The sequence below is a fragment of the Paenibacillus sp. FSL R7-0302 genome, from assembly GCF_038006885.1.
Lineage (GTDB): Bacteria > Bacillota > Bacilli > Paenibacillales > Paenibacillaceae > Paenibacillus_AQ.
This window is the reverse complement of sequence record NZ_JBBOWB010000002.1, coordinates 1,311,354-1,335,652: the sequence shown is the minus strand read 5'-3', so window position 1 is coordinate 1,335,652 and position 24,299 is coordinate 1,311,354. Positions and strand designations below refer to the sequence as shown.

At 48.3% G+C, this 24,299-nt stretch carries 23 protein-coding genes; all 23 read right to left on the bottom strand.

The genetic code is table 11. The features are described 5' to 3' along the window. Positions 1 to 388 precede the first annotated feature (388 nt). Positions 389 to 2,893, bottom strand: a complete 2,505-nt coding sequence (gene secA, locus MKY96_RS31625) for a preprotein translocase subunit SecA (protein WP_340946593.1) — start codon at positions 2,891 to 2,893, stop codon at positions 389 to 391. Between the two features lie 308 nt (positions 2,894 to 3,201). Then, a complete protein-coding gene (gene hpf / locus MKY96_RS31620; protein WP_340946592.1) occupies positions 3,202 to 3,759 on the bottom strand; it encodes a ribosome hibernation-promoting factor, HPF/YfiA family in 558 nt (185 codons plus the stop codon). A 228-nt stretch (positions 3,760 to 3,987) separates the two neighbouring features. Then, the gene (locus MKY96_RS31615) at positions 3,988 to 5,433 is read right to left on the bottom strand and encodes an S-layer homology domain-containing protein (RefSeq protein ID WP_340946590.1); all 1,446 of its coding nucleotides are present in this window, start codon (positions 5,431 to 5,433) and stop codon (positions 3,988 to 3,990) included. Positions 5,434 to 5,858: 425 nt separating this feature from the next. Then, a complete protein-coding gene (locus tag MKY96_RS31610) occupies positions 5,859 to 6,056 on the bottom strand; it encodes a cold shock domain-containing protein (RefSeq protein WP_036721237.1) in 198 nt (65 codons plus the stop codon). Positions 6,057 to 6,297: 241 nt separating this feature from the next. Continuing rightward, positions 6,298 to 6,633, bottom strand: coding sequence for a flagellar protein FliT (locus MKY96_RS31605; RefSeq protein ID WP_340946588.1), 336 nt, complete (start codon positions 6,631 to 6,633; stop codon positions 6,298 to 6,300). Then, positions 6,626 to 7,018 carry a flagellar export chaperone FliS gene (gene fliS / locus MKY96_RS31600; RefSeq protein ID WP_340946587.1) on the bottom strand — a complete coding sequence of 131 codons (393 nt, stop codon included), beginning with the start codon at positions 7,016 to 7,018 and terminating at the stop codon, positions 6,626 to 6,628. Before fliS ends, MKY96_RS31605 begins: the two co-directional genes overlap by 8 nt. Positions 7,019 to 7,047: 29 nt before the next feature. After that, on the bottom strand, positions 7,048 to 8,589 hold the full coding sequence (fliD, locus tag MKY96_RS31595; protein WP_340946585.1) for a flagellar filament capping protein FliD: 1,542 nt from the start codon (positions 8,587 to 8,589) through the stop codon (positions 7,048 to 7,050). A gap of 17 nt (positions 8,590 to 8,606) precedes the next feature. After that, positions 8,607 to 8,984 (bottom strand): flagellar protein FlaG, encoded by a 378-nt coding sequence (locus MKY96_RS31590; protein ID WP_340946584.1) that lies wholly within the window; start codon positions 8,982 to 8,984, stop codon positions 8,607 to 8,609. Between the two features lie 194 nt (positions 8,985 to 9,178). After that, complete coding sequence (locus tag MKY96_RS31585) at positions 9,179 to 10,321, bottom strand: flagellin N-terminal helical domain-containing protein (RefSeq protein WP_340946582.1); 1,143 nt, start codon at positions 10,319 to 10,321, stop codon at positions 9,179 to 9,181. 147 nt (positions 10,322 to 10,468) lie between these two features. Further along, a complete protein-coding gene (csrA, locus tag MKY96_RS31580) occupies positions 10,469 to 10,702 on the bottom strand; it encodes a carbon storage regulator CsrA (RefSeq protein WP_340946581.1) in 234 nt (77 codons plus the stop codon). A 1-nt stretch (position 10,703) separates the two neighbouring features. Continuing rightward, positions 10,704 to 11,150, bottom strand: a complete 447-nt coding sequence (locus tag MKY96_RS31575) for a flagellar assembly protein FliW (protein ID WP_340946579.1) — start codon at positions 11,148 to 11,150, stop codon at positions 10,704 to 10,706. A gap of 87 nt (positions 11,151 to 11,237) precedes the next feature. Next, positions 11,238 to 11,801 (bottom strand): DUF6470 family protein, encoded by a 564-nt coding sequence (locus MKY96_RS31570; RefSeq protein WP_340946578.1) that lies wholly within the window; start codon positions 11,799 to 11,801, stop codon positions 11,238 to 11,240. 14 nt (positions 11,802 to 11,815) lie between these two features. Beyond that, a complete protein-coding gene (gene flgL / locus MKY96_RS31565) occupies positions 11,816 to 12,736 on the bottom strand; it encodes a flagellar hook-associated protein FlgL (RefSeq protein ID WP_340946576.1) in 921 nt (306 codons plus the stop codon). A gap of 18 nt (positions 12,737 to 12,754) precedes the next feature. Beyond that, positions 12,755 to 14,356 carry a flagellar hook-associated protein FlgK gene (gene flgK, locus MKY96_RS31560; RefSeq protein WP_340946575.1) on the bottom strand — a complete coding sequence of 534 codons (1,602 nt, stop codon included), beginning with the start codon at positions 14,354 to 14,356 and terminating at the stop codon, positions 12,755 to 12,757. Between the two features lie 57 nt (positions 14,357 to 14,413). Then, on the bottom strand, positions 14,414 to 14,914 hold the full coding sequence (locus MKY96_RS31555; protein WP_076080047.1) for a flagellar protein FlgN: 501 nt from the start codon (positions 14,912 to 14,914) through the stop codon (positions 14,414 to 14,416). 12 nt (positions 14,915 to 14,926) lie between these two features. After that, positions 14,927 to 15,214 carry a flagellar biosynthesis anti-sigma factor FlgM gene (gene flgM, locus MKY96_RS31550; protein ID WP_036694667.1) on the bottom strand — a complete coding sequence of 96 codons (288 nt, stop codon included), beginning with the start codon at positions 15,212 to 15,214 and terminating at the stop codon, positions 14,927 to 14,929. A 105-nt stretch (positions 15,215 to 15,319) separates the two neighbouring features. Then, positions 15,320 to 15,727 (bottom strand): TIGR03826 family flagellar region protein, encoded by a 408-nt coding sequence (locus MKY96_RS31545; RefSeq protein WP_340946573.1) that lies wholly within the window; start codon positions 15,725 to 15,727, stop codon positions 15,320 to 15,322. Between the two features lie 141 nt (positions 15,728 to 15,868). After that, positions 15,869 to 16,750: a ComF family protein gene (locus MKY96_RS31540; RefSeq protein ID WP_340946571.1), complete on the bottom strand. Its 882-nt coding sequence runs from the start codon at positions 16,748 to 16,750 to the stop codon at positions 15,869 to 15,871. 114 nt (positions 16,751 to 16,864) lie between these two features. Continuing rightward, a complete protein-coding gene (locus MKY96_RS31535) occupies positions 16,865 to 18,022 on the bottom strand; it encodes a DEAD/DEAH box helicase (RefSeq protein WP_340946570.1) in 1,158 nt (385 codons plus the stop codon). A gap of 809 nt (positions 18,023 to 18,831) precedes the next feature. Continuing rightward, positions 18,832 to 19,275 carry a hypothetical protein gene (locus tag MKY96_RS31530; RefSeq protein WP_340946569.1) on the bottom strand — a complete coding sequence of 148 codons (444 nt, stop codon included), beginning with the start codon at positions 19,273 to 19,275 and terminating at the stop codon, positions 18,832 to 18,834. 251 nt (positions 19,276 to 19,526) lie between these two features. Then, on the bottom strand, positions 19,527 to 20,249 hold the full coding sequence (locus MKY96_RS31525; protein ID WP_036699238.1) for a response regulator: 723 nt from the start codon (positions 20,247 to 20,249) through the stop codon (positions 19,527 to 19,529). Between the two features lie 4 nt (positions 20,250 to 20,253). Next, positions 20,254 to 21,411: a sensor histidine kinase gene (locus MKY96_RS31520; protein WP_340946825.1), complete on the bottom strand. Its 1,158-nt coding sequence runs from the start codon at positions 21,409 to 21,411 to the stop codon at positions 20,254 to 20,256. A gap of 57 nt (positions 21,412 to 21,468) precedes the next feature. Continuing rightward, positions 21,469 to 24,186, bottom strand: a complete 2,718-nt coding sequence (locus MKY96_RS31515; RefSeq protein WP_340946567.1) for a stalk domain-containing protein — start codon at positions 24,184 to 24,186, stop codon at positions 21,469 to 21,471. Positions 24,187 to 24,299: the final 113 nt, after the last annotated feature.

The window sequence follows — 24,299 nt, the reverse complement described above, 5'->3', positions numbered from 1 at the left end:
CTGCTCTTCGCAGTAGAAATTCAATCCTAAAGGCGGACGCTGACGCTCCTCCAGTTCCAAACTTCCCCTCCGTCACTTCCACCTCAATTGCAGTTCTAAAGAACAATTCCATCCGCTTCCTTTGAAGCGGCGGCGCTCTTCCTGCAAACATCCAAAAAAGCAGCCGGGCCGCAAACGGGGAGTCCCCCGGGCCCAGCCGCTTTTTATTGTCATTATAACCTAAGTGCAAGTGCACAAAACAGGAAGTGCGTTATGGTGAAAGGTATTCGCAGCTTCGTGCCTGCTCATTATTTCACCGTACACTACCAGAACCGGCTTTAACTCCTGGATTGCCCCGTTCCAATGAGAGTGAATTGACCTCTCAGATCCGGCCGTAATTCTGTTTATCTTACGCCTGGCCGTGGCAGTTCTTGTACTTCTTGCCGCTGCCGCATGGGCAAGGATCGTTACGGCCCACAGTGGATTCCACATGCACCGGACGTTTCTCAGCAGGCTCTGCGTTGGTGGAGATCTTGTCTTCCTCCACTACCGATTGCCGCTCCTGATTCGTCTCAATGTGCGCCTTCATAATGTAGGTCGCTACTTCTTCCTGAATGTTCGCGGTCATAGCGTTGAACATCTCGAAGCCCTCGAATTGATATTCGCGCAGCGGATCGGTACCGCCGTAAGCACGGAGGTGAATCCCCTGACGAAGCTGATCCATGGCGTCGATATGATCCATCCACTTGCTGTCTACGGAGCGAAGCACAATAACCTTCTCGAATTCACGTACCAGCTCAGAGCCCAGACGTTCTTCACGTGCAGCATACTTCTCAAGTACACGGGTGAAGATGAATTCGACCATTTCATCCACTTCTTTTCCCCACAGATCATCGCGGGTCAGCTCATTTTCTTCCAGAAGCTTGCTGTTCACATAATCTGCAACCTCTTGCAGCTCCCAGTTCTCCGGGATATCATCACTACAGTGTGCATTCACAATACGGTCGATAACCGGCTTGATCATTTCCACTACGATGTCTTTGATATTGTCCGACTCCAGAATTTCGCGGCGCTGCTTGTAGATAATCTCACGCTGCTGATTCATGACGTCATCGTATTGCAATACGACTTTGCGGATGTCAAAGTTATTGCCTTCTACCCGCTTCTGAGCAGATTCAACAGCCTTGGTAATCATACGGCTCTCAATCGGCTGATCTTCCTCGAATCCAAGACGGTCCATCATGTTCAGCACGTTGTCCGCACCGAAGCGCTTCATCAGCTCATCGCCGAGGGACAGATAGAACTGTGTCGAACCCGGGTCGCCCTGGCGTCCGGCACGGCCGCGAAGCTGGTTATCAATCCGGCGCGATTCATGGCGTTCTGTACCAATAATATGCAGACCGCCAACATCGGTTACCCCTTCGCCCAGCACGATATCCGTACCGCGTCCAGCCATGTTCGTGGCAATCGTTACGGTTCCCGGCTGACCGGCATAAGAGATAATTTCGGCTTCGGCCGCATGATGCTTCGCATTCAGCACCTGGTGTCTGACACCCTTGCGCTTCAGCATTTCCGATACGCGTTCGGAGTTCTCAATCGATACCGTACCTACCAGCACCGGCTGATTCTTCTTGTGGCGTTCCACAATTTCAGCGACAACAGCGTTGAACTTGCCGTTTTCACTTTTGTAGACCACATCCGGCATATCAATACGCTGATTCGGCTTATTCGTAGGAACCTGAAGAACCTCAAGACCATAAATCTTCTTGAATTCCTCTTCTTCCGTCTTCGCAGTACCCGTCATGCCGCCCAGCTTGCGGTACATGCGGAAGTAGTTCTGGAAGGTGATAGTAGCCAGCGTCATGCTCTCATTCTGAACTTCAATCTCTTCCTTGGCTTCAATCGCCTGGTGCAGCCCGTCGCTGTAACGGCGGCCCTGCATCAGACGGCCTGTGAACTCATCGACGATCATAACCTCGTCTTCATTAACGACATAATCGACATCCCGGCGCATAATCGCGTTCGCCTTCAAGGCCTGTACAATATGATGGTTCAAGGTAACATGGCTATGGTCATACAGATTCTCGATCCCAAAAGCACGCTCAGCCGTAGCCACGCCCTTCTCGGTAAGCGCAACAGACTTCACCTTGATATCCACCGTGTAATCCTCTTCGGCAGTCAGCTTCTTCACGAAACGGTCTGCTGCATAATACAGTTCTGTCGATTTCTCAGCCTGGCCGGAGATGATCAGAGGTGTCCGCGCTTCATCAATAAGGATGGAATCGACTTCGTCAATAATACAGAAGTAGAGCGGGCGCTGTACCATCTGTTCCTTATAAAGCACCATGTTGTCGCGCAGATAGTCGAACCCGAATTCATTGTTGGTTCCGTACGTAATATCGCAGGCATATGCCGCTTGTTTATCATTATGGTCCATGCCGTTCAGGTTCACCCCAACGCTCATGCCCAGAAAGTTATAGATTTGTCCCATTTGCGCACTGTCGCGCTGAGCCAGATAATCATTTACGGTGACGACATGCACGCCTTTACCCAGCAGCGCATTCAAATACACCGGCAGCGTTCCAACCAGCGTCTTGCCTTCCCCGGTCTTCATCTCGGAGATCCGGCCTTCATGCAGCGCCATACCCCCAACCAGCTGAACGTCAAAATGCCGCATGCCCAGCGTCCGTTTGGAAGCTTCGCGTACGGTAGCAAAGGCCTCGGGAAGAATCTCTTCCAGGGTCTCACCTTTCTCAATACGGGCGCGGAATTCCGCTGTCTTCGCCTGCAGCTCTTCATCCGTAAGCGATACGAAATCCGGCTCCAGCCCATTAATTACTTCGACCGTCTTCATCAGACGTTTGACATCCCGTTCATTAGTGTCGCCAAATATTTTCTTAACAAGTCCTAGCATGGTTAACCCCTTTCATGCAACACAGATGGTGGAACCGAGCCCATCCTCATAGATTGAAAGGGCCATATATGATTTCGATTCCGCTGCTTCATAAATTGTAACAGTTTGTAAGAGAAGCCGCAATACAAGCCGCCCTAACCTTATTCTGTATAATCCTCTTAGATGAGGACAGATAATGGCATTTTAATGAAACTTCTATATATACGCACAAGAGCCCTATTCGCTTCAGGCGAATAGGGGCTCGTCTAATTGTCCACGTTAGGCTGAACCGAAGCCCTTCCTTATTCCAACAATTCCCGGTCGGCTGATTAGTTCTGCTCGATCAGACCGTACTTGCCGTCATCGCGTTTGTATACTACGCTAACTTCGGAAGTGTCAATGTTGGAGAACACGAAGAACGTATGTCCAATCATGTTCATTTGCAGAATCGCTTCTTCCACATCCATAGGCTTCAAGGTGAACCGTTTGTTCCGCACAACCTCAAGATCATCATAATCCTGTTCCTGCTCTTCAACAGCTACGGCACTGCCCGTACCTTCAACGAACAACGTCTTCAGGCTGCCTTCCTGACGGAACTTGCGATTAAGCTTAGTCTTGTGCTTGCGGATCTGACGTTCCAGCTTGTCCACTACGGCATCGATGGATGCATACATATCATCGCTGCGGTCTTCCGCACGAAGCGTCACACCAGCTAGAGGAATTGTCACTTCCACCGTATGAAGGCCGCGAACGACGCCAAGCGTCACATATCCTTCAGAGGTAGGGGGTGCTTCGAAATACTTCTCAAGTCTGCTGAGCTTCTTATCAACATAGTCTCTCAAAGCGTCGGTCACTTCAATTTGTTGACCTCGAATGCTGAATTTCATAAGGCACTCCTCCTTTGTTTACTTTTCCATTATAGCAAATTGTCAGGGCTAAGTAAAAAACAAATCATGACAGACTTTACATTCACCTAACAATATATGTAACAGACCTGCCGTAACAACAAACGGCCCGGCTCGAGCATAAAGCCGCCCTCGCCGGACCGAATACTGATTGCTGTATTATTTCACGCTGAAGCCTGGATTATGAATGATTGCATCCATCAAGATTACTTATTTCGTGTGAATCCGCAGAAGCTCTACAGGTGACAAGGTACCATTAGCGTCCGTGATAAAGAAGACTTTATACGCTGTATTGGCAGTGAGTCCAGTCAGGTTAATGCTGTGTTTCACAACTGGATTACCTGTAAGAGTACCAGCCCAAGGTGTTGTTAAATGAGCACCTGCACTGTTCAATCCTTGGGAAATCTGCAATGCAGTTGGATCAGCATCTGTTGCCTTAACCACCACATATTTCAGAGGGGTTACCGGTGAACCCGCCTGCCCGTAAGCAGCGTATACTTCCGCAGATACTGTTGTTACGTTCGTGATTCCAACTTGAGAAACTGACCAGTTGCTGCCTGCTGCTGTTTTCAATTGAAGCGGTGTTACGCCGGACCAATTACCTGAAGCATCAGCCAGGGCAACGTATACGGTATAATCCATACCCGCAATCAGACCATATACAGAGAAAGCAACGGTAGTATTGCCGGTTGCTGCGATTTTGCCGGAATGAACGCCTGCTGTTGTTGCATTAATCAGCCCGTCCTTCACTTGTGCTGCAGTTGGTGCAGTTACGTTCACGCTGTATGGAGCAACTACATAATACACGGCTCCTGTAACAGAAGGCGTAACATATACATCAGCGGTAACAGAACCTACATGGCCGTAAGTCACGTTGCTTACAGACGGCAAGGTCACGCTACCGCCTCCGCCACCACCTCCGCCAGTGCCGCCACCACTACCGCCGCCCGGAGCTGGAGTAGCTGTTGGGCTGGTGCTTGGCACAGGTGTTGCAGAAGGAGCCGGTGTTGCTGTCGGTGCTGGTGTAGGCGTTACTCCGCCCGTACCCGGCTTATGCACAACTGAGTTGCTTATAATTCCAACCGCTTCGGCACGGGTAAGGGATTTCTTCGGACCGAAGGTTCCGTCAGGATAACCGTTGATGATCTTTTTCTCAGCCGCCGCTCCCACTGCAGCCTTGGCCCAAGCTGCGATCTGAGCATTATCCTTGAACTTAAGCGGAGTAGAGCTTGTACTCAGCTTAAGCAGCTTGGCAGCAATAACTGCTGCTTCCTGCCGAGTGAGCGGGTTGTTGGCCCGGAAGGTATTATTCTCATACCCGCCAATATAACCGGCCTTCACAGCCTTAGCCACTTCACTGTAGACCCAGTTGGATTTCTTCACATCTGTGAAGTTAAGAGTAGCTGCTTCGGTGAACCCGAACAGACGATTAATCAGTGCTACATATTCACCACGGGTAATTGCCTTATTCGGCTTCACCGTTCCGTCAGGATAACCGCCCAGGTATCCTTTATCCAGCCAGCTCTGCAGTTGCTTCTGCGCCCAGTGTCCTTGAATATCCTTAGGTGCAGGCGCTGCGGACACACTCCCCAGTGATCCAAGCAGCATTGAAATACCAAGTACTCCGGCCGTAAGGCCACGCCACAATTTCTTCATTCTTTTGTTCATCCTCCTGTGAGTTTGATGGGCATAGGCTTCACTGCATGACTTCTTACCAAAAGATCTTTCGGAAGCATACGCCTAAGCAATAATGAGAGTGCAGACTAGGCAACAAAAAAGCCCAACGGTTTCTATTACCCATAATTTGGAGGATGGTAACATTTTTCCGTAACTAATTTTTACAAAGTGTCCAATTTCGGACTCTTTTCGACCAGTAAAGTAGGATATTTACAAGAAATATGTAAAATCTCCCCGCGATCTCAAAGACCCTCAACTCCATATACACCTTATCCCTAACAGGCAGTAATCGTTATTTACAGCCACAATAAAAAAGACCCCAGGGAATATCCCCAGGGTCTAACGCTAGCGTTGTCTCAATTGCTAACCATCTACCATATATGTAGGTCGGCTTCGCCGGATGATTATAATTTGATGACGTTAGCTGCTTGTGGTCCGCGTGCGCCTTCAACGATATCGAACTCTACGGATTGGCCTTCATCCAAAGTCTTGAAACCGTCAGTTTGAATCGCGGAAAAGTGTACGAATACGTCGCCACCATCGGAAGTTTCGATAAAACCATAACCTTTTTCTGCGTTAAACCATTTAACTTTACCTTCCATTGACTAAACATTCCCTTCGTCATCAGATGAACGTGAGTCTTGCTCACAATTCGACTATACCACCGCAGCTTCTCTATTGTCAATTGGAATAGTAAATGATTACTTTCAATAATTTACCAGAGTACAATTGACATCAGAAATGGATAGAATTCGGTAATATAAGTTACAAAAAAAGGAGCAGACGCTTGTAAATACCCGCCTGCTCCCTTATTGAAACAGGAGGAAATCTATTATTCTATCTTTATTTTTTGCGGTCCATCAGGAAGCTGTCCGGGGTGTAGGCCGTTTCGTAGGCGTTGCGTTGGATTTTGGCTTGGCCCCGCTTCTGAAGGAAGTCTTGGGCTTCTTGGCGGAGAGCGTTCATCCGGTCCAGCAATTCATTATCATGTGACAAAATCCGATGAATTTCCTGCTTTTGTGCAGGAGTGGATGGACACAATTCGACCTCTTGTGTGATGGAATCGACAAGCTTCTGCCGCTCCTCTACGAAGTCTTCAAGCACTTCATAGGTTGCTTCTTGAAGCCTGTCCATCATCGCTTGGGTCAGCAGATCCAAGTTACGGATAAGCTCATCCATTCGCAATCTCAGTCTGACTAGCCGCCAGCTTAGAGGCCTGAAGCCAAGTCTCTCTGAGGTCGATAAGATAGCCAATGGCTTCTTCGGCCTTCTCCGGGCTCTTCTGGATGTTCGCCTGAATTAACAGGTAGTTCGTATATTCATAAAGGGAGTATAGTCCCTTCGAGACTTCAATAGAGTGGTCCAGTGTGCTCATCAACTCACTGATGATGGTCTGAGCCTTGCCAAAATTCAAATTGGACTTCTCCAAGTCCTGCTTATTCAACCCGTCAACGGCAGTCTTCACAAAGCGAATGGCCCCATCATACAGCATAATCACGAGTTGAGCAGGTGTTGAAGTCTGGACAGAAGACTGGCGGTATTTATCATAAGGAGATTTAATCAAATTGGTCACCCTCTATTTGTGAAATATTCTTATTTGCCGGTGGAGAAAAGGCTGGAAGATTGGGAATTAAGCTTATTCATTGCCGTTTCCATGGCAGAGAACTGTTTATAGTAACGTGCTTCTGTATTATTTAAATTATATAATAATGTAGCTATTTGTTTGTTATATTCTTTAAGTTTTTTTCCCATTACACTCTCTTCTTTAAAACTACTAGTTAAATCAGTAGTATATTTATTAGTTCCTGATCGCTGTGAAATAAACTCTAAGGGCTTATCAAATTTATCTGCTAGTTTATCAAATAATCCTTCTGTCTGTGAATTTGATGGTCCTTGAAAAAAATCAACAATACTTTGAGGGTTACTATTTATCGCATTCTTAAGTTTAGACTCATCAATATATAATTTCCCATTTTCGGTATATTTCCCGGTTGTAATTCCCATATCACTTAACTTGCCCAAATTTTCTGTTATTAGAGTACGCATAGAAATTATTGTGGATTTTAAAATTTCATCATTTTTTAAGAGACCACTTTTTGCTTTTTCCGTCCAAGTTGTTATTTCGCTTTCTTTCATCTCTTTTTTTTGTTCATCTGTCAATGGTGGATACCCGCTGAATTTTTCTTCATTTACTTTAGTATTCAATAGTGATAACAGATTGTTATAATCTTCTACAAAAGCTTTAATCGTTTCCACCGTCTTACCAGGATCAGTTTGAGTAGTAATTTTACTTACTCCGTTAGCACCCGTTTTTTCAAGTAAAGTAAGTTGAATTCCATTTACGAGAAAAGTATTACTTTTTTGTTTTATTTCTTGTGAATTATTGATTACGACAACTGCATCCGTACCGTCTGTTTTGGATGAAACACCTTTAAACACGTCAGTTATTATACTATTATTGACACCTAAATCAATCTTGCCGTCGCTGCTTGTCGGATCCTCACTTTCAGATCCAAAAGTTTTTGAACGAAGAATAAGTTTTCCGGAAATTTCATCAAAACTTGCTAATACATTAGCTTTGCTGTCCCCATTAATAGTTGCTATTAAACTACTGATTGAAGTCTCTCCGGTGAATAAAGATTTCGTAGTGTTATCACTATTCTTAGAAGTAAAACTTACACCATTAATATTAAGAGTGTATTCTTTTTCCTTTTCTTCATCTGTTAAATCCTTATAAGCTTTACCAGTCACTAATTCCGCTAAGGTTGTTTTATTAGATTTTCCAAATCCAACCCCTAATGTTTCTACAGAGGTCCTAGTAGCAAGTTCTTTTACTGTTACTTCCATATCGATTCCATTTACAGTAGACGTTGCTTCTGCTTTAATTGCACTAGTATTACCTGTAACAACTGCTTTGTTGGAGTTCAACGCTCCAGAGAGGCCATATTTATCTGTTAATTTGTTAATGCGAAAATCATACAATTTGCTACTAATTTCTCTATAGCTATTTCTAGTCCAATTCAAGGTTTCTTTTTGCTGATATAATTTATCTAGAGGAGCACGTTTTGCCGCCATAAGACTTTTGACCATACTATCAATATCCATACCTGAAAAACCATTTATACGAGTAACCAAATCTATACCCCCTACCATTAAATTTTTTCATCAACAAGTATCCCTGCTATTTCCATCATTTTAGCCACAAGATCCAACGTTTTTTCACGAGGAACTTCACGGATAATCTCTCCTGTTTCTTTATTAAGTACTTTCACCATAATATCATGCGTTTTCTCATGAATACTTATTTCTAATGTAGTCTGTGGGCCTTGTAAAGATTTTACTGCTTTCTCAATTGTTCTAATAAGCTGATCTTCTGCAATTGAGATCCTTGGACTTCCTTTCTCATGTGTATAATCATCTTTGAAAGAAGACGTATCTTTTTTAGTCTCTAAAGTATTATTATATATCCTATCGAGTTTACTGGAACTAGGTTGAATTGAACTTGCAGATAGGGAAAATTGTACATTCATGCCCAACCCTCCAACACATTTATTTATACTATTTATATCGGTAAAAAATAGATATACTTTATATGTAATTATAATAGCGTAATTTATGGTACCCTATATATAGAATATTTCAATGTAATATTCAGGTTTTAACTTTGAAACATAAAAAAGAGACCTCGATTAAAAGAATCGAGGTCTCTTTTTTTGTATTAGAATTAACGAAGTAATTGTAGAACACCTTGTGGCTGTTGATTTGCTTGAGCCAACATTGCTTGGGCTGCCTGAGAAAGGATGTTGTTCTTAGTTTGCTCCATCATTTCTTTCGCCATGTCAACATCGCGTACACGGGATTCAGCAGCGCTCAAGTTCTCGGAAGAAGCATTCAAATTGTTAATAGTATGCTCCAGACGGTTCTGCCACGCACCTAAATCTGCACGTTGACTTGAAACTTGACTGATAGCTTGATCAATTACTTTGAGGTTGTCATCAAAAGAAGCTGTTTTAACATTAACAGCTGAAATCGAAGTCAAAGTACCACCATTACCAGCACCTAGCGCCGACGAAGTCATATCGCCGATAGAGATAGAGAGAGTGGTATTATTATTAGCACCAATTTGGAAGCTCAGAGAACTACCAGTTGTGGTAATAGTTTTACCGTCAGCCAAGGTATTTAGTGCTGCTTGAGTGCTATCAGCTCCAAAAGCGAGTGATAAGCCCAGTTTATCAAAATTCAGGTTAGCTCCTGATTTTACTGCACCTGTACCCAGATCCAGTGTTTGCGAAACTCCACTGTTAGTACCTGTAGCGGTGATTTTATGGGTAGTGGCATCTACAGCAAAAGTTATTGTTTCAGTTGGCTTGACTCCATTTGCAGAAACAGTTATACCTGCTGTAGTGAGGTCAGCAATAGCAACAGTACCATCAGCAGCTTTTGTACCAAGGGAACCATTCAATAATGTCTTTGTATTGAACTCTGTTTTTGTAGCTACACGAGTGATTTCATCACTCAGTGCTGTGATTTCTTTTTGGATGGATGTAAGGTCATCCGCTGTGTTTGTGCCATTGTTCGATTGAACTGTTAATTCACGCATACGTTGCAACATGCTGTGAGTTTCGCTAAGAGCTCCTTCAGCAGTTTGAATCAGAGAAATACCATCTTGCGAGTTACGGGAAGCTTGGTCCAAACCACGAATTTGCCCCCGCATTTTTTCGGAAATTGCCAAACCAGCTGCGTCGTCACCTGCACGGTTGATACGAAGACCAGAAGACAGCTTCTCGATATTTTTGTTAGTGTTAGCAGTGTTAGATGCCAGCTGACGATGCGTGTTCAAAGCCGCGATATTGTGGTTGATAATCATTTTGTATTTCCTCCCTGAAATTAAGTTGTTCCACATCCATGTGGTAAACGCTGCCGTTAAGGTCGGCCGCCCCTCCGGATCAGCGTCTAATATATATATCGACTTGTCCGCTAATTTGTTTATAGCTAATTACATGAATTTGCAAATTTATTTTTCTGTGCGTAACCGCTCCATTAGAGCATTAAGATTGCTTGGGGTTGGCGAAGCTGATTCCTTATTCGCTTCTTTTATTGATAGGTACACTTCTTCCCTGAAGATATCGACATGCTTCGGAGCGTTAATACCTACCTTCACAATGTCTCCTTCAACACTCAGAATAGTAATCTCAATATTATCCTGGATAATAATCGACTCGCCTTTTTTGCGGGTAAGAACGAGCATATCATTCACCACCCTTTTCAAAATGATCATGGGGAACATTCCATAAGCTATGTCTAGTTTGATAGTTCGAGTTGTGAAGTACAACCTGTTTCCCTGAGCGTGTAATCGGATTAAGAACAATGGGAGCAAGTAAATTAACAGTTGAGTGCTCCAACTCTTCTTTAATTGTAACCATACAACGAACATTTACATCATCTATAATCTCTAATTCTTCTTTATCAACCTTGGGAAGCTCAAATTCATAAGTCGGATATAAAACAAAAGGGTCACTCAATAAAAAAGACACACTTGTATTTTCAAGAGATTGTAAGTAGCTAAACGGTCCGTCTTCTACCGTAATCAAAGCAAAATCAATATCTTCTTCAAAACCCAGAACACCTTTGGGGAAATGATATATTTGTTCTTCCGTAATATCCAGCGTTCCCCAAGTCAATGTTTCTATAATCATTCTACGAACACTCCTTATTCTTATTGTCTAATAAAAAAGCCATAGATATTTGGTTATATCAACCGAATCTATAGCTTGTAACAATATTTACATTTGAATATCTATCTCTGGAGGTACAAAGCTTATGGATGGTCTCTGTCTTAAGTAAATATCTACCTTAGATGGTGTAAAGTTAATTTGAGGGGCATGAGCCTCTGCTTGAATACTCACTTCAGATTTACGATATTCGATTTCAGGAGGAACTAACTCGACATTTATATGCACGTTATCAACCGATGCAGGTCCACGAATCTCCGGGTAGGAAACTGGTTGCCAATCTTCACCGTAAATCTCTGCTATACTATTTCCCGGTTTATGAAAGTTAGCCGCACGTTCCCCTTGCTCCATTCGTTTAGCAATGCCTTGAAGCCATAGCTGCTCAATACCTGAATAGATACGCTGATTCATCTCACGGTACGTTCCACCTGTATATGCGGCTCTGGCCTGAGTTTGATCAATCGTCATTTCAGCTGGAGACTGACGAATTTCTAATTGCCCAGGAGTTGTATTTATTTGCAGATCCGCTTTAGGCTGGACTATAGATAGGCTCCCAGCAGTAGTCTCCATTCCAATCAATGCATTTGTTTGCCGTATTTGAACTGTGGGTATCATCTAGAGGCTTCCCCCTATCGTATGAAGTCAACTAGGGTAGCCTGAATAATTTTGGAACCTACAGACAGAGAAGCATTGTAAATGTTCTCCTGGATTTTGGACTTCATTAACAACTCGGCATAATCACCATCTTCAGTCTTGGACTGCAGGTCTGTTAAATTCACTTCCATATCACTTAGTCTGTTCTTCATTAATTCTATCCGGTTAGCTTTGGCTCCTACTTCAGCCTGGACTGTTAATATCTTATTGATTCTACTATCAAGATTACCTAATTGAGTAGATACCTCCGAGGTAGTTCCATTAGCCAATGCAGTTGTAATTTTATCGATGACTGCGAATATATTATCTTCTTCATTTCCGCCAAACACATCACTACCTGTAATGTTAATTGGAAGTTGCACACTGTCACCAACAGAATAATTCAATAGCCCTTTATCTGTAACAACAGAAGCTGCACCAGATGTGTCAGGAGTTCCATCTGCTCCTGTAGCAAACTTATAGGGTTGAACATCATATTGCTGCCCATTAAAGATATATTTGCCCTTGAACTGGCTATTGGAAATATCAATAAGCTGTTCCTTAAGCTGTTTCACCTCTGCATTAATACTATCAAGAGCCTCTTGCGGATTAGATCCACTAGCTCCCTTTACAGAGAGTTCACGAAGTCGTTGGATCACATCCCCCGTCTGAGTCAATACTGTATCATTAAACTCCAGCCAAGATGTAGCATCATCTACATTCTCCTGAAATTGCTCATTAGCAGACAAGTCCGCGCGGTAGCGAAGAGAATAAGTAATACCTACAGGATCATCCGAAGGCTTGTTAATCTTACGTCCAGTCGCTAGCTGCAGTTGTGTATCATTCATCGTGCGGGCGTTGCGGTTCAGGTTAAGCAGCAACTGGGAATTCATCATATTAGAGGTTACACGTAACATCGCTTAAATCCCCCTTTCTTATCTGCCTACGGTGCCTGTAGAGTTAATCAATTTATCAAGCATTTCATCATAAGTGGTCATAAAACGCGCAGCAGCGCTATAGGCATGTTGGAACACCAGCATATTGGACATCTCTTCATCAAGGGAAACTCCACTGACCGATTGACGGCGCGCATTCACCTGCTCTACAAGATAATTGGAGTTTTCTGTCTGGCGGGTCGCCTCTTGGGATTGAACTCCCAGTTGTCCAACCATCGATTTATAAAAGGAATTTGCAGTTGCCTTAATTCCAGTTGTAGGAGATGTGAACGAACCAGATTGTTGGGTGGCTAGAAGCAGGGCAAGCGTATTGTTCCCTTTGACAACTGATTCAGAAGTACCTGTTCCCACAGTTCGGAGCGAGGTAGCTAAAAGATTAGTATCGGCAGCAATTACAGAATTAAAGCTAATGTTACCTGCTGTAAATACATTCCCGTCACCAGTAATTGTGAACAGCGGCTTACCAGGATTGAGGGTGCCATCCATGGTATAACCAAGCTGATGAAGACCGTTCAAGCCTTTGACTGTTGTCTTAACATCGGCGCTCAAGGTCGCTCCTTTAGGGAGTGCAGATCCTGCTGCAATAGTATTAGTTGTTCCATCTGCTTGAGTAATCGTGGCATCACTTGTAAGAATCGTACCCTCAGGAAGAATTGAACCTTTCGGAAGAGTGATCTCCATTGCTCCTGTAGCAATCGTATTCGCAATATTATCGAGTTGTTTCTTATAATCCGCAACATACTTCTGACTGGAAGTGATCATACCGTGTACTTCTCCAGTCTTAAGATCCCCGGAAGCAAAAGCAGTGTTAAGGAAGGCACTGTCCACAGTCGCAGAGACAGCAGGTCCTTGTACAAGCTGTTGGCTCCCAAGCGAAATATTATAGCCGTATTCGCTATCTACTACAGTGACATTAGCAATCTTGGAGAGCTTGTCCGTCAGCAGGTCACGTTGATCCCGCAGATCATTCGCTTTGTCGCCCATGCTCTCAATTTTGAAAATAGATGAATTCAAATCTGCAATGGATGTTAAATATCCCTGTACCTCAGTACCTTTGACTGCCACATTGGCGGCCAAATCCGTATCAAGGTTACTAAGCTGCCTACTCATATAATTAAGTGCATCGGTCATAGCCTGAGCAGTCTGAACTACGATCTTACGGGAAGTGCTGTCTTCCGGGTTCTTACTGAGATCCGACCATGACTTCCAAAAATTATCCAGCACTGTACTTATCCCTGTATCCGATGGTTCTTTAAAAATCGATTCCAGCTTATCAAGCGTATCCGATTGGATCGCCCAGCTTCCCAAGGCTGAATTCTCGCCCCGGTATTGGGTATCCAGGAAGGTCTCACGTATTCGATCAATGGAACCGAATTCTACGCCTGTTCCCAGTTGTCCTGGTACTGTAGAGTTGTTAAGGCCGTAGGCTTCAATCGGAATAGATGCTCTCATATTCACACGCTGGCGGGTATACCCCTCCGTGTTGGCGTTGGCAATGTTGTGGCCGGTGGTGTTGAGCGCCGCTGTCTGGGTAAACAGGCTTCGTCTTGCGGTCTCGATGGAGTGGAATGTGGATGTCATGCTACTTGTTCCTCCCTTGTGATTGCTGCGGTGAGCGCAGCTCAGCGGATAACCTGATTATCCACGGGCATCAAAAAGCCCCGGCCGAGTCACACTGCTGCCCTTGTCGGACGGGTGATGGTATGTCATTTCCTGATTTGGTCTTCCGACCAGCAAATCCAGGGAATAATCTATAAAGGTAAGCGACTGCTCAATCAGCTTCTGGTTCAGCTCATTGGCCTTTTTTAATTGCTGCAATGTGCCGGAAAGCTTCTGCTGAATCTGCAGCAGGCGCGATTTGTCATCGGGATCAAAGACAAGGCGGGACAGCTCGGTAAGATTCAGATTCAGATTGGAACGGATTCCAACCCCCTGCAAAAACTCGAAGGCCGCTTCTGCACGCCGTTCTTCCAGCTGTCCGATCACCTTCATCAGCTTGGACTCGCGGTTCAGGATATCAATAAGACCCTCTACCTTGTTGTCCATAATGGTCTGTTTCTTGACTGCGGCCAGATCCAGCATCTGCACATGCGCCTCGTCCAGCCGCTCAAGCAATTCTAATAATGTTGTAAGTGCCATGGGTGTTTTCACCTAATTCTCGGAGGATTGCTTAAAGTAGGGGGCGAGTGTCTCGGCGAGCTTGGCTGCGTCAACCTGGTAGGTACCTGCGGATACTTGCTGTTTCAGGCTTTCGATTTTGTTCGCACGTTCAGTGTCAATCTTCCCGCTCTTCTGTGCCTGAAGCAGCTTAATGGCTTCATCCGAAATCGATACCTCATCCTTGCGTGTACTTTTCTTCATCTGTTCCTGCCTTTGCGATTCCGCACTTCGTTGGTATGGATTAATCGCATTGATTCGTCCGGCATCGTTAATTTTCATAACTTCACCTTCCTTCTGTAATAAAAAAGCCGATAATCTTTACTAAGTTTATCGGCCCCTGTTGAAACATTCTTTATAGCTGCAAGCGTTTTTTTGCAGAATTGTTTAGTTGCGGAACTTGTCCACTGCCCGGTAAGCGCCATCTGGAGCCTTCTTGGAAGCGCCCGAGTCTGCACTTTCCTTGGCTGCATTGGCAAGGTCCTTGGTCAGACGGCTGCGGCAGCTGTCGCACATATGCCCGTCCCGGATCAGGGTTCCGCATACCTCACAAGGGTACATCATATTAGGCGCATTGGCGATGGAAATCCGGCCCTCCCGGATAAAACGTGTGATTTCCTTAATGGAAATATCGGTGGCATCGGACAGTTCCTGTATGTTGGTGCCTCTATTTTTACGCAAATATTCTACACAGATTTCATATTCATGCTCTAACTCTTTGATGCAGGGCTGGCACAGGTTCATCAAGTTCTTGACATATAACCGGCCGCATCTCGGACAATTGTCTACATTCATTTCTACCGCGGCTCCCTTCTATCATTCTGCACAACTCATGAATCGCTTATGCTACTAAGATTACATGATCGCCGAAGATCCGTCTATGTTTAGTATCGGTCAGGGAAGCGGTTTTATTGAATTCCGGAGCGGTGGCAACTGCTAGGAACGCGCCCAGGTCAGAGAGTAGATCTCAGCAGGGCAATTCTGGCTGCGGCAGAGCTGCTGAAGAGCTTCGGCGCAGGCACGAATCGTACTCCCAGTAGTGTAGATATCATCGACAATGATGATTCGCAAGGGGTGCTGTTCAAGCTGGTGCGACGCACGGGAATGTTGGTGTTCATTCAGACTTTGCAGAACCGCCGAATCTGTAGTCCCGGCAAAAGCATGCTTCATATCGGCCAGCCGCTCCCTTCGGCTTTTGAAGCTCTGCTTGGCGGTGTGCTGGGTGCGGACCAGCAGCGGAAGCTGAGGGACTCCTCTGCGCAGGGAGACTGCTTCTGCCAGCCGCTCCGCCTGATTGAAGCCCCGCTCGGACAGACGGACAGCACTCACAGGTACAGGGACCAGCAGGTCGGCTTGCCACAGGTTAGAACGCATACGAAGCTTTGAATGCCATATCGGGAATGGTTTACTAAAAAAGTTGCTTTGTAACGCTTCTCTCAGTTGTTGTCCACTCTGTTCTTGTTGCAGCAGCACGTATGCCCTGTCCAGCATCCGGCCGAGCAGAGGCGCGAGCCGCTCATTGCCTCTGTACTTGTATTGGCCCAGGATTTCGCGCATTTCACTGGTGTAGGCTACTGCACTCCGGTTGCAGCGGATCGGCAAGGGTCCATGGCTGCGGCTGCAGTCGGGACAGCCCACATGACGCCCGCAGGTCTGGCACCGGGGAACACGAATCCATGGAATGCCAAGCTGGCAGTGCAGGCAGATTTCAGGCCATTCGGGAGAAGGACGGCCTCGGCGGCCGCAGAACAGACATTCCGGCTGCGAAGGCGCGATTAGGGAGCGGGCTTGGTTCATCCATGACGTCAGGGAACGCATGGTAATCCTCCTTATAAAATAGAATGTGCAGAGTTTAAAAGTACAGAGTGTATAGAACTCAAATTGTGGGAGCTGGGCATTCAAAGCTATTTCCAAGGAATCCTCACAAAATCATTAAGACTTGAGATATCCTTGTCTGCGGGCAATAGTATTCATACTGCGGATCTGTGATATGGCGGCGCGCTGCGAGCGGCTCCACTCTGCCGAAGCGAAGATGACATTGCCCGCCGGATCATCCTTGGAGCGCCCCGCCCGGCCCGCCATCTGTACTAAGGCCGCCTCATCAAATAGTCCGCTGTCTGCATCCAGAATAAAAACATCACTATGCGGTACCGTGACCCCACGCTCCAGAATCGTTGTCGTCACAAGCAATGAGATGGTACGATCGCGGAATTTCAGTACCTTCTCTGCTCTGCCCGGATCTTGAGAGGAAGTACCCTCTATAGAAATTCCCGGAAACATCGTCCGCAGAAGCTGCAGCAGTCCCTCAATATGGGCAATCCGCGAGACGAAGAGGAAAATCTGCGCCTTACGGTCAAGGGACCGCTGCAGAGCCGACAGCAGCCTCCCCGGAAGCTTTCCCTGTCTCAAACAGCGGTAGAGCGGCGGCATCTGAATATGGCGCGGAACCGGCAAAGGATGGCCGTGAAAACGGACCGGGACCCTTGCATGCGGCAATTTGCCGGAGCGGGCAAGGCGCTGCTGCTCCGCAGGCGGCGTGGCCGAGAGAAGGATGAATCGTCCTCCGGGCTTGCAGACCTGCCTTGCAGCATAGTCCAGCATAGGATCGTTGTGATAGGGAAACGCATCGATCTCATCGATGATGACCAGATCGAAGGCCTGGTGAAACCGCAGCAGCTGGTGCGTGGTCGCCAGGGTAATCCGGCTGCGGCGCAAGCGGTCCTCGCTGCCTCCGTACAGCACGGCGGGGACATCCGCCGGGAAGGCTCTGGCCAGGCGCGGCGCAAGCTCCAGCACGACGTCGCGCCGAGGCGTGGCGATCAGCGCCCGGCCCCCGGCTGCGAGCGCCGCCTCCAGGAGCGGGAAGACCATCTCCGTCTTCCCCGCTCCCGTCACTGCCCAGAGCAGGAACCGCTCTGGGCCTCTTGCGGCGGAGCGCTTGCGCGGCTCCGCCAGGAACCCCAGCGCAGCGGCGGCGGCGGCCGCCTGCGCTGCGCTAAGCCCCCACGGTGGCGTGCCGCCACGGTGGGGGACACGCCGGCCGTGCAGCGCACGGCCGGCAGCGGTGCGCTGCGCAGCAGCAGCGCGCAAGCCCGGCTGCGCCCCAGTGCGAGGCAGGCCTCGCAATAGGCGCAGCCGGCAAGGCCGCACGCGGCGCAGGCCGTGCGGCCCGTGGGCACGCTGCCGCAGCGCAGGCAGCGCGGCACTTCGCGGCGGCGCAAGCCCAGCCGCGCGCCCGCCTTGCCCTGGACGGCGGCTTCCAGTTGCAGCCGTCCCTGGAGATAGGCGAGCTGCGCCGCAGCCCGCCAATTCTCCGCCAGCTCCGGAAGCTGCTCGGCCACCAGCGCCTCTGCTTCACCCTGAAGCAGAGAACGCCCGTCCAGCGCTGCAACCAGCCGGTCAGCACCCGCTGCAAGCACCTCCGCTTCCTCCGATCTGCTCCCGCCTCTTTCCTTCAAGAACGAATGAATCTCCAACGCTTCAAATGGCCAGCCCGCGCCCCGGCTTCCTCCGGCTGCCAGCTCCGCCTCAATCTCCGCCTTTAAGAGCGCTGCTGCATATTCCCCCCAGTCCGCCTCTTTCCAGCGCTGCATTGGGTCCGTGAACTTGCAGACTGCTGCCAGCTTCACCGCCCAGCCGAGCGGTAACGACCTGGAGAGTAGCACCACCCGGTCTGCCGGCCGGGAGTTCCAGCCCGACCCGCCTGCTTTCCCCCCGCCCCACCACAGGATATCTACCGCTATATTCAGCGACACCTTCGCTTCCCAATCCCCGCCCTGCGCCACCACATACACAGCCACCTTCAATCCCAACGCCTCCTTATCTTTTAGAGCACGCCAAAAAGCACACCGCCCCATTCCTGGAGAGTGTGCTTCACCCGTAACTTACATATTTAGCTGTCATTCGCCGGGCTTGGATGGGGATCTCCCTCTTCCCGGCAACCGCATCATCCGCAGCGGCAGCAGCGGCTCCTGAACCCGCAGGTCTACTGTAACCCCCTGCCGGAGCTCTTCCCTGCCCGTAAGACCGAAGAACGGCACCGCAGGTGCAAATTCAATCGAAGAGTTATGATAAGCCATCCGTGAGGCTACCGCCATGGTCCTGTCTTCTGAACCGTCATCCACCAAGGTGACCTGCAGGGGCCTGCCGATCCAGCAAGCATACACTGCAAATACCCTGAGATACCACTCCACCACAGCCTCATGATTACGGGTAATCAGAATATAGTGAAGCCGCTTACCAGTCCGTGCTGCTGCCCGGGTCTTTTCCCGATGATGCAGGAGTTGAACAAGGGCTGCTGCGGATGCATAAATAGAGATAATCCAGATTAACTGGGCGATCATGAAGATGCACCTCCCTCTTATACCCACACTATATGCCGGTGATAAAAGGACGGTGACAGCCCATTAGCGCGGAAGCCCTCCCGCCAGTTTAACTTAGGGTACATATTTAAGTTAGCATTTTGCAAAATTCGAATAGAGTGCGGACTGAAACAATACTATGGCTGCAGCTCTCAGCTGCATACAAGTTATGTACCGTTTATAAGGATCATTAGGATTCTCCAAAACGCTCAGTTAAAAGTTTATGAGGGAAGCTATAAAGTTACCCAGCCGTATTTGATAGAATTAATTACAGCCTGCGTACGGTCATCCACTTCCATCTTTTGCAGAATACTGCTGACATGGTTTTTGACCGTCTTCTCACTGATAAACAGATACTCCCCGATCATCTTGTTACTCTTGCCCTCCGCCATCAGCCGCAACACCTCTGCCTCGCGGCGGGTCAGTGGATTGTTATCGCCTGCAACGAATTTGACACCGGCTTCCTTCACGGCCGTCTCGGCCATTGCGCCAGTCTCGTTAAGGTACGTCATGCGCCGCAGCTGATTAATCAGCTTGCCGGTCACCTTCGGATGGATAAAAGCATGCCCCTCGCATACAGAGCGGATCGCATTAATCAGCGACTCGGCCTCCATATCCTTCAGCAGATATCCGTTCGCCCCCTTGCGCAGCGTCTCGAACACATAGCTTTCATCATCATGGATCGAGAGGATAATCACTTTGACATCCGGGAACATTTCACGGAGCTTTTGTGTAGCCTCCACACCGTTCTCAATCGGCATATTGATATCCATCAGCACGATATCCGGCTTGTTGCCGTTGCAGAATTCAAGCACCTGGATGCCGTCCCCGCATTCGCCAATGACCTCGATGTCATCCTCCATATTCAAAATACGCTTAAGCCCTTCACGAAACAATTGATGATCATCGGCCAAAAGAACTTTAATGGGCGCTTTGCCAGAGTTTTGGTTCTCCATCACATTACTCCTTCCCCTTTTCCACATTCGTCGGAATGTGAATTACGATTGTTGTGCCCTGGTTCTCGGCTGATTGTATTTCCATTCTTCCCTCCAGCAATTCCACGCGTTCGCGCATTCCCACCAGCCCGAAGCTTTCCCGGTTGGCTTGTTCACTGATTTTTTTCACATTGAAGCCTAAGCCATTGTCTTTCACGACAATCTTGATCAATTGAGCCTGATAAGTAATCTCTACCAGTACGTAGCTCGGGTAAGCATGCTTCGCCGCATTGGACAGACCCTCCTGCACCAGCCGGTATACCGCCGCTTCCATTGCCGAGGACAAACGGTGCTCCTTCCCCCTGGTTTCAAAAGAGGTGCGGATCCTCGTCTTCTCCTCATAATCATGCACATACTTCCGCAGAGTCGGAATCAGCCCCAAATCATCAAGCGCCATCGGACGCAGGTTGAAAATCACCTTGCGCATTTCTTCCAGGCTGTATCTTACCTGCCCCTTTAAGTCTATTACTTCGGCTTGTACCAGCCCAAATTCCTGCTTTACCAGCATTCTTTCTACAATTTCCGTCCTTAGGACTAGATTCGCCAGCATTTGAGCAGGACCGTCATGAATTTCCCGGGCAATTCTTTTCCGTTCCTCTTCCTGAGCCAGGATTATTTTGAGTCCAATCATCTGGCGGTTCTTCGCAGATTCGACAATTCGCGTCACTTGACCTAGTTCTCCGGACAGATATTCCAGGACAACGCTCATTTGCGAACCAATCGATTCGGCACGTTCTACAGAATTTTCGACACTGCGAACCCGCATTTGCAGTTCATCGCGTCTGCTCCGCAGATAAGCTTCTCTCTCCCTGGTCATCATCAGCTCCAGCTGCAGCTCCGTCGCCTTCTCATAGGCAATCCGGATATCCTTCTCCGTGTAGCGGACAAAATCCCGGCTGACCTCTGTCAGCCGGATCCGGGAGCGGTGGTACTGCTGCTCCAGCTTGTCTACCTTTTGCAATGTTTCATCCGTTTCTTCCATGACCCGCTGCAGTTCTTTGTTGAGTGCAGCAAGCTCATCGCGTGCCACCTGCAATATTTCGAATATCTGATACTTGCTGCTCTCCATCACGTCGATGGTGTTTTTAATCACCCGATCTATCGCATCGGCTTGAAATTCCACGGATGCTTGCCCCATTTCTATCGAATCGTATTAAAGGCTTTCCTTTATACTAACATATCACGATTCGATAGTTACGGTCTTAGTGTTCTGTTCCCATTTTACAGTGAGTCCGAGCTGTTCTGTCACGAGTCGAAGCGGTACTAAAGTCCTGGCATTCAGAATCATCGGTGCTACTTCAGCACTCTGCCGCTTCCCGTTCAGTACGAACTCCTTCTTATTCACGGTCAGATCGAGCGCCTTAGAGCCCCGAAGGACCATAATCTTCTTTGTCTTCGCATCCCAGACCGCATTGCCGCCGAACGCGTCCAGAACATATTTTATCGGCACATACGTACTGCCGTCCTTCACGATCGGCGCGACATCAATCGGCCGCTTGGTGCCATTAACCGTCATCGCTTTGCCGCCAATGCTCATCGCCGCCGTCCCTTTGGGCAGTCCCGCCTCACTGGAGAGCGATGGCATCACGAAGGAAATATTATCAAAAGCCACTGTCCCTGTCTTGGCCCGTTCATCCTGGCCTTCTTCTACATTTACCACGTAAAGTCTCTTAAGGGAAGCTGGGAATTTAATCCCTGAGCCGGACAGATCGAGATTAAGCGTCTTCCAGCCGTTCCAGTCGATAACTTTCGCCAAATCAATATAGGCCGTCTTTCCGCTGGCATCTGTCAGCTCGGCACGCATCCAGTTCAGGCTCATGTCCCCCATCACATCGACTGACATTGAGGTTGCCGCCGCCGGAATATCCTTGCCCTTTGTACCGTTGAACTGGGCGTATGCGTACATTTTACCGGTGCCTGCACTCATATCGTAGCTAAGCGATAAGACCTTCGAGCCTGCACGCTCTGCGCTGCCCGCAACTACTGCTGCTGTTCCAGTAACCCCTGCCGCATTGGTAGTGAACGTGAACGGATAATTGGCATTCTCGAAATCCTCCCACGCCGTGGCAGCTGCAGTAGACAAAACAACCGCCGTGCTGAAGCCGTCATAGCGGGCAATCGCATATCCGGTAGTTACGCCGGGATCGACTGCCTCCACTTTAAGCTTGCCGTCCCCCACACTTCCTTTGAAGCCGATAAACTCCCACTTCAGTGCGGTTGCCGGAACAGCTATCGTTGCCCCGCTCTTCGACACCGCGTTAACCGGAACCGATACAGTGGCTCCTGCTTGCAGCGGTGCAGTTGCTGTACCTGCAATCAGGCTGGACAAGTCTTCTCCGCCCAGAACGGTGACCTCGGTCTCGGCACTTGCTGTTCCGCTGGTCGCCTTCAGCTTGACGGTTCCCGGCTTGACGGCCGTGGCTTCGCCCGCATTCACAGTCACACTGCCGCCGCTTGCGGTCCAGGCCGGATTAGCCGCCGCTACATCCACCGGATTGTAGTACGTATCATACCCCTTTAGGGAGTATGTGGCCTTTTGCCCGATTAACAGTACCGAACTGCCGCTGATCTTGATCCCTTTCACTTCACCTTGCGGGGCAGAAGTATATACCCCTACGCCGTTAACGATTGTGCGCTGCTCCTTGCCGTATTCGGTATTGAAGGTAAGTGTAGTCGAGGTTTCAGCCAGCGGGCGGTCTACCATCGTTGTAGAGCCCCCTCCGTCCAGATTAATCCCTTTCCACACCCCGATATTCGTCATGAAGGATTGCAGCTCTGTCAGCGACAGACCCGCACTATTGCTATTCTTCTCGGCTGCAATGACATATACGTACCTGCCATCCTGGGAATAGCCCAGCGCTGTACGCGCCCGGTACCCGCCAATGCTGCTTGTAGAACGGGAGAACGACGACGCCTTGCCGTTATTGACCAGAATCGTATGCCCCCCGATCATCATCTGTAGCGTAGAAGGATCGAGCTCCTGCTGGGTGGTTTTGGAACGGAGCTTGTATGTGCTGCTTAGCTTCTGCCCTTCAACTAAATGGGCCTTGACAAACTGGGCAGCCAGCCCGTGTGTACGGAGAATATAGCCTCCCTTGGGCACCTTGACCGGCAGGGCCGAATCCAGCGAGATCTGGGTAATGATATCATTCTCTACCAGGACCTCCGTCGGTGTAGTAGAGCTGCCCTTAGGCCGCTCCAGCGCTGTCCATGCATCCGTATAGATATACGCGGCATTAGCATGACTGTAAGTCGAACTGCCGCCTTCGGGATTGTAGGCCCCTTTGTTGATGCCGGACAGCGGGAACTGGGAACCATCCTCTGCGGTCAGCATCCCCTCAAACGTATATTCATCAATCATAGGTTTACGGTCCTTGGTTACTGCAAAAGCATACATTCCGTTCAGCTGTGAAGGAGTGGACACCAGCACACCGCCGGATACCTGACCGCCAATCGGTGCACCTTCTCCCCCGGTATTGAAGTAATCCCCGTTCACCGCCGCGACCGCACCTGTCTCAGCCGCCATGCCCCCGGTGCTCTGCCGTGTCGTCAGATTCCCGCCTTTGCCGGTCATTACATCCAGAGAGACATAAGGATTATTCAGATCGACACGAATGACGCTGGCCAGTCCTGTGGCACTCTTACCGGAACGCACCGTGGTAAACTTATATTTCATCATCATCGCACCGGAAGTGATAACCTCTTCACTCAGTTTTGTCGCCGAGAAGGACGCTGCTGCTGCTTGTGCTACCGGCGCAGTGCTTGCGCCCAGCCATCCTGCACCTTCACTCCCGACAACCGGCATGATCCAGATTACACCCGCCAGAGATGCAGCAATCCATTTTTTAGCAGGCGACCATTGATTTCCCCGTGTGTGCTCTGTACTCTTTTTCCCCATGAAAAACTCATTCATTTCAGTGTAACTCTCCCATCTATTTGTACTCTTCTACTTCGCTATCAAGCTCCCGATATCAGTTCATAGTAATAGACTATACCTTTAATAGACTGAAT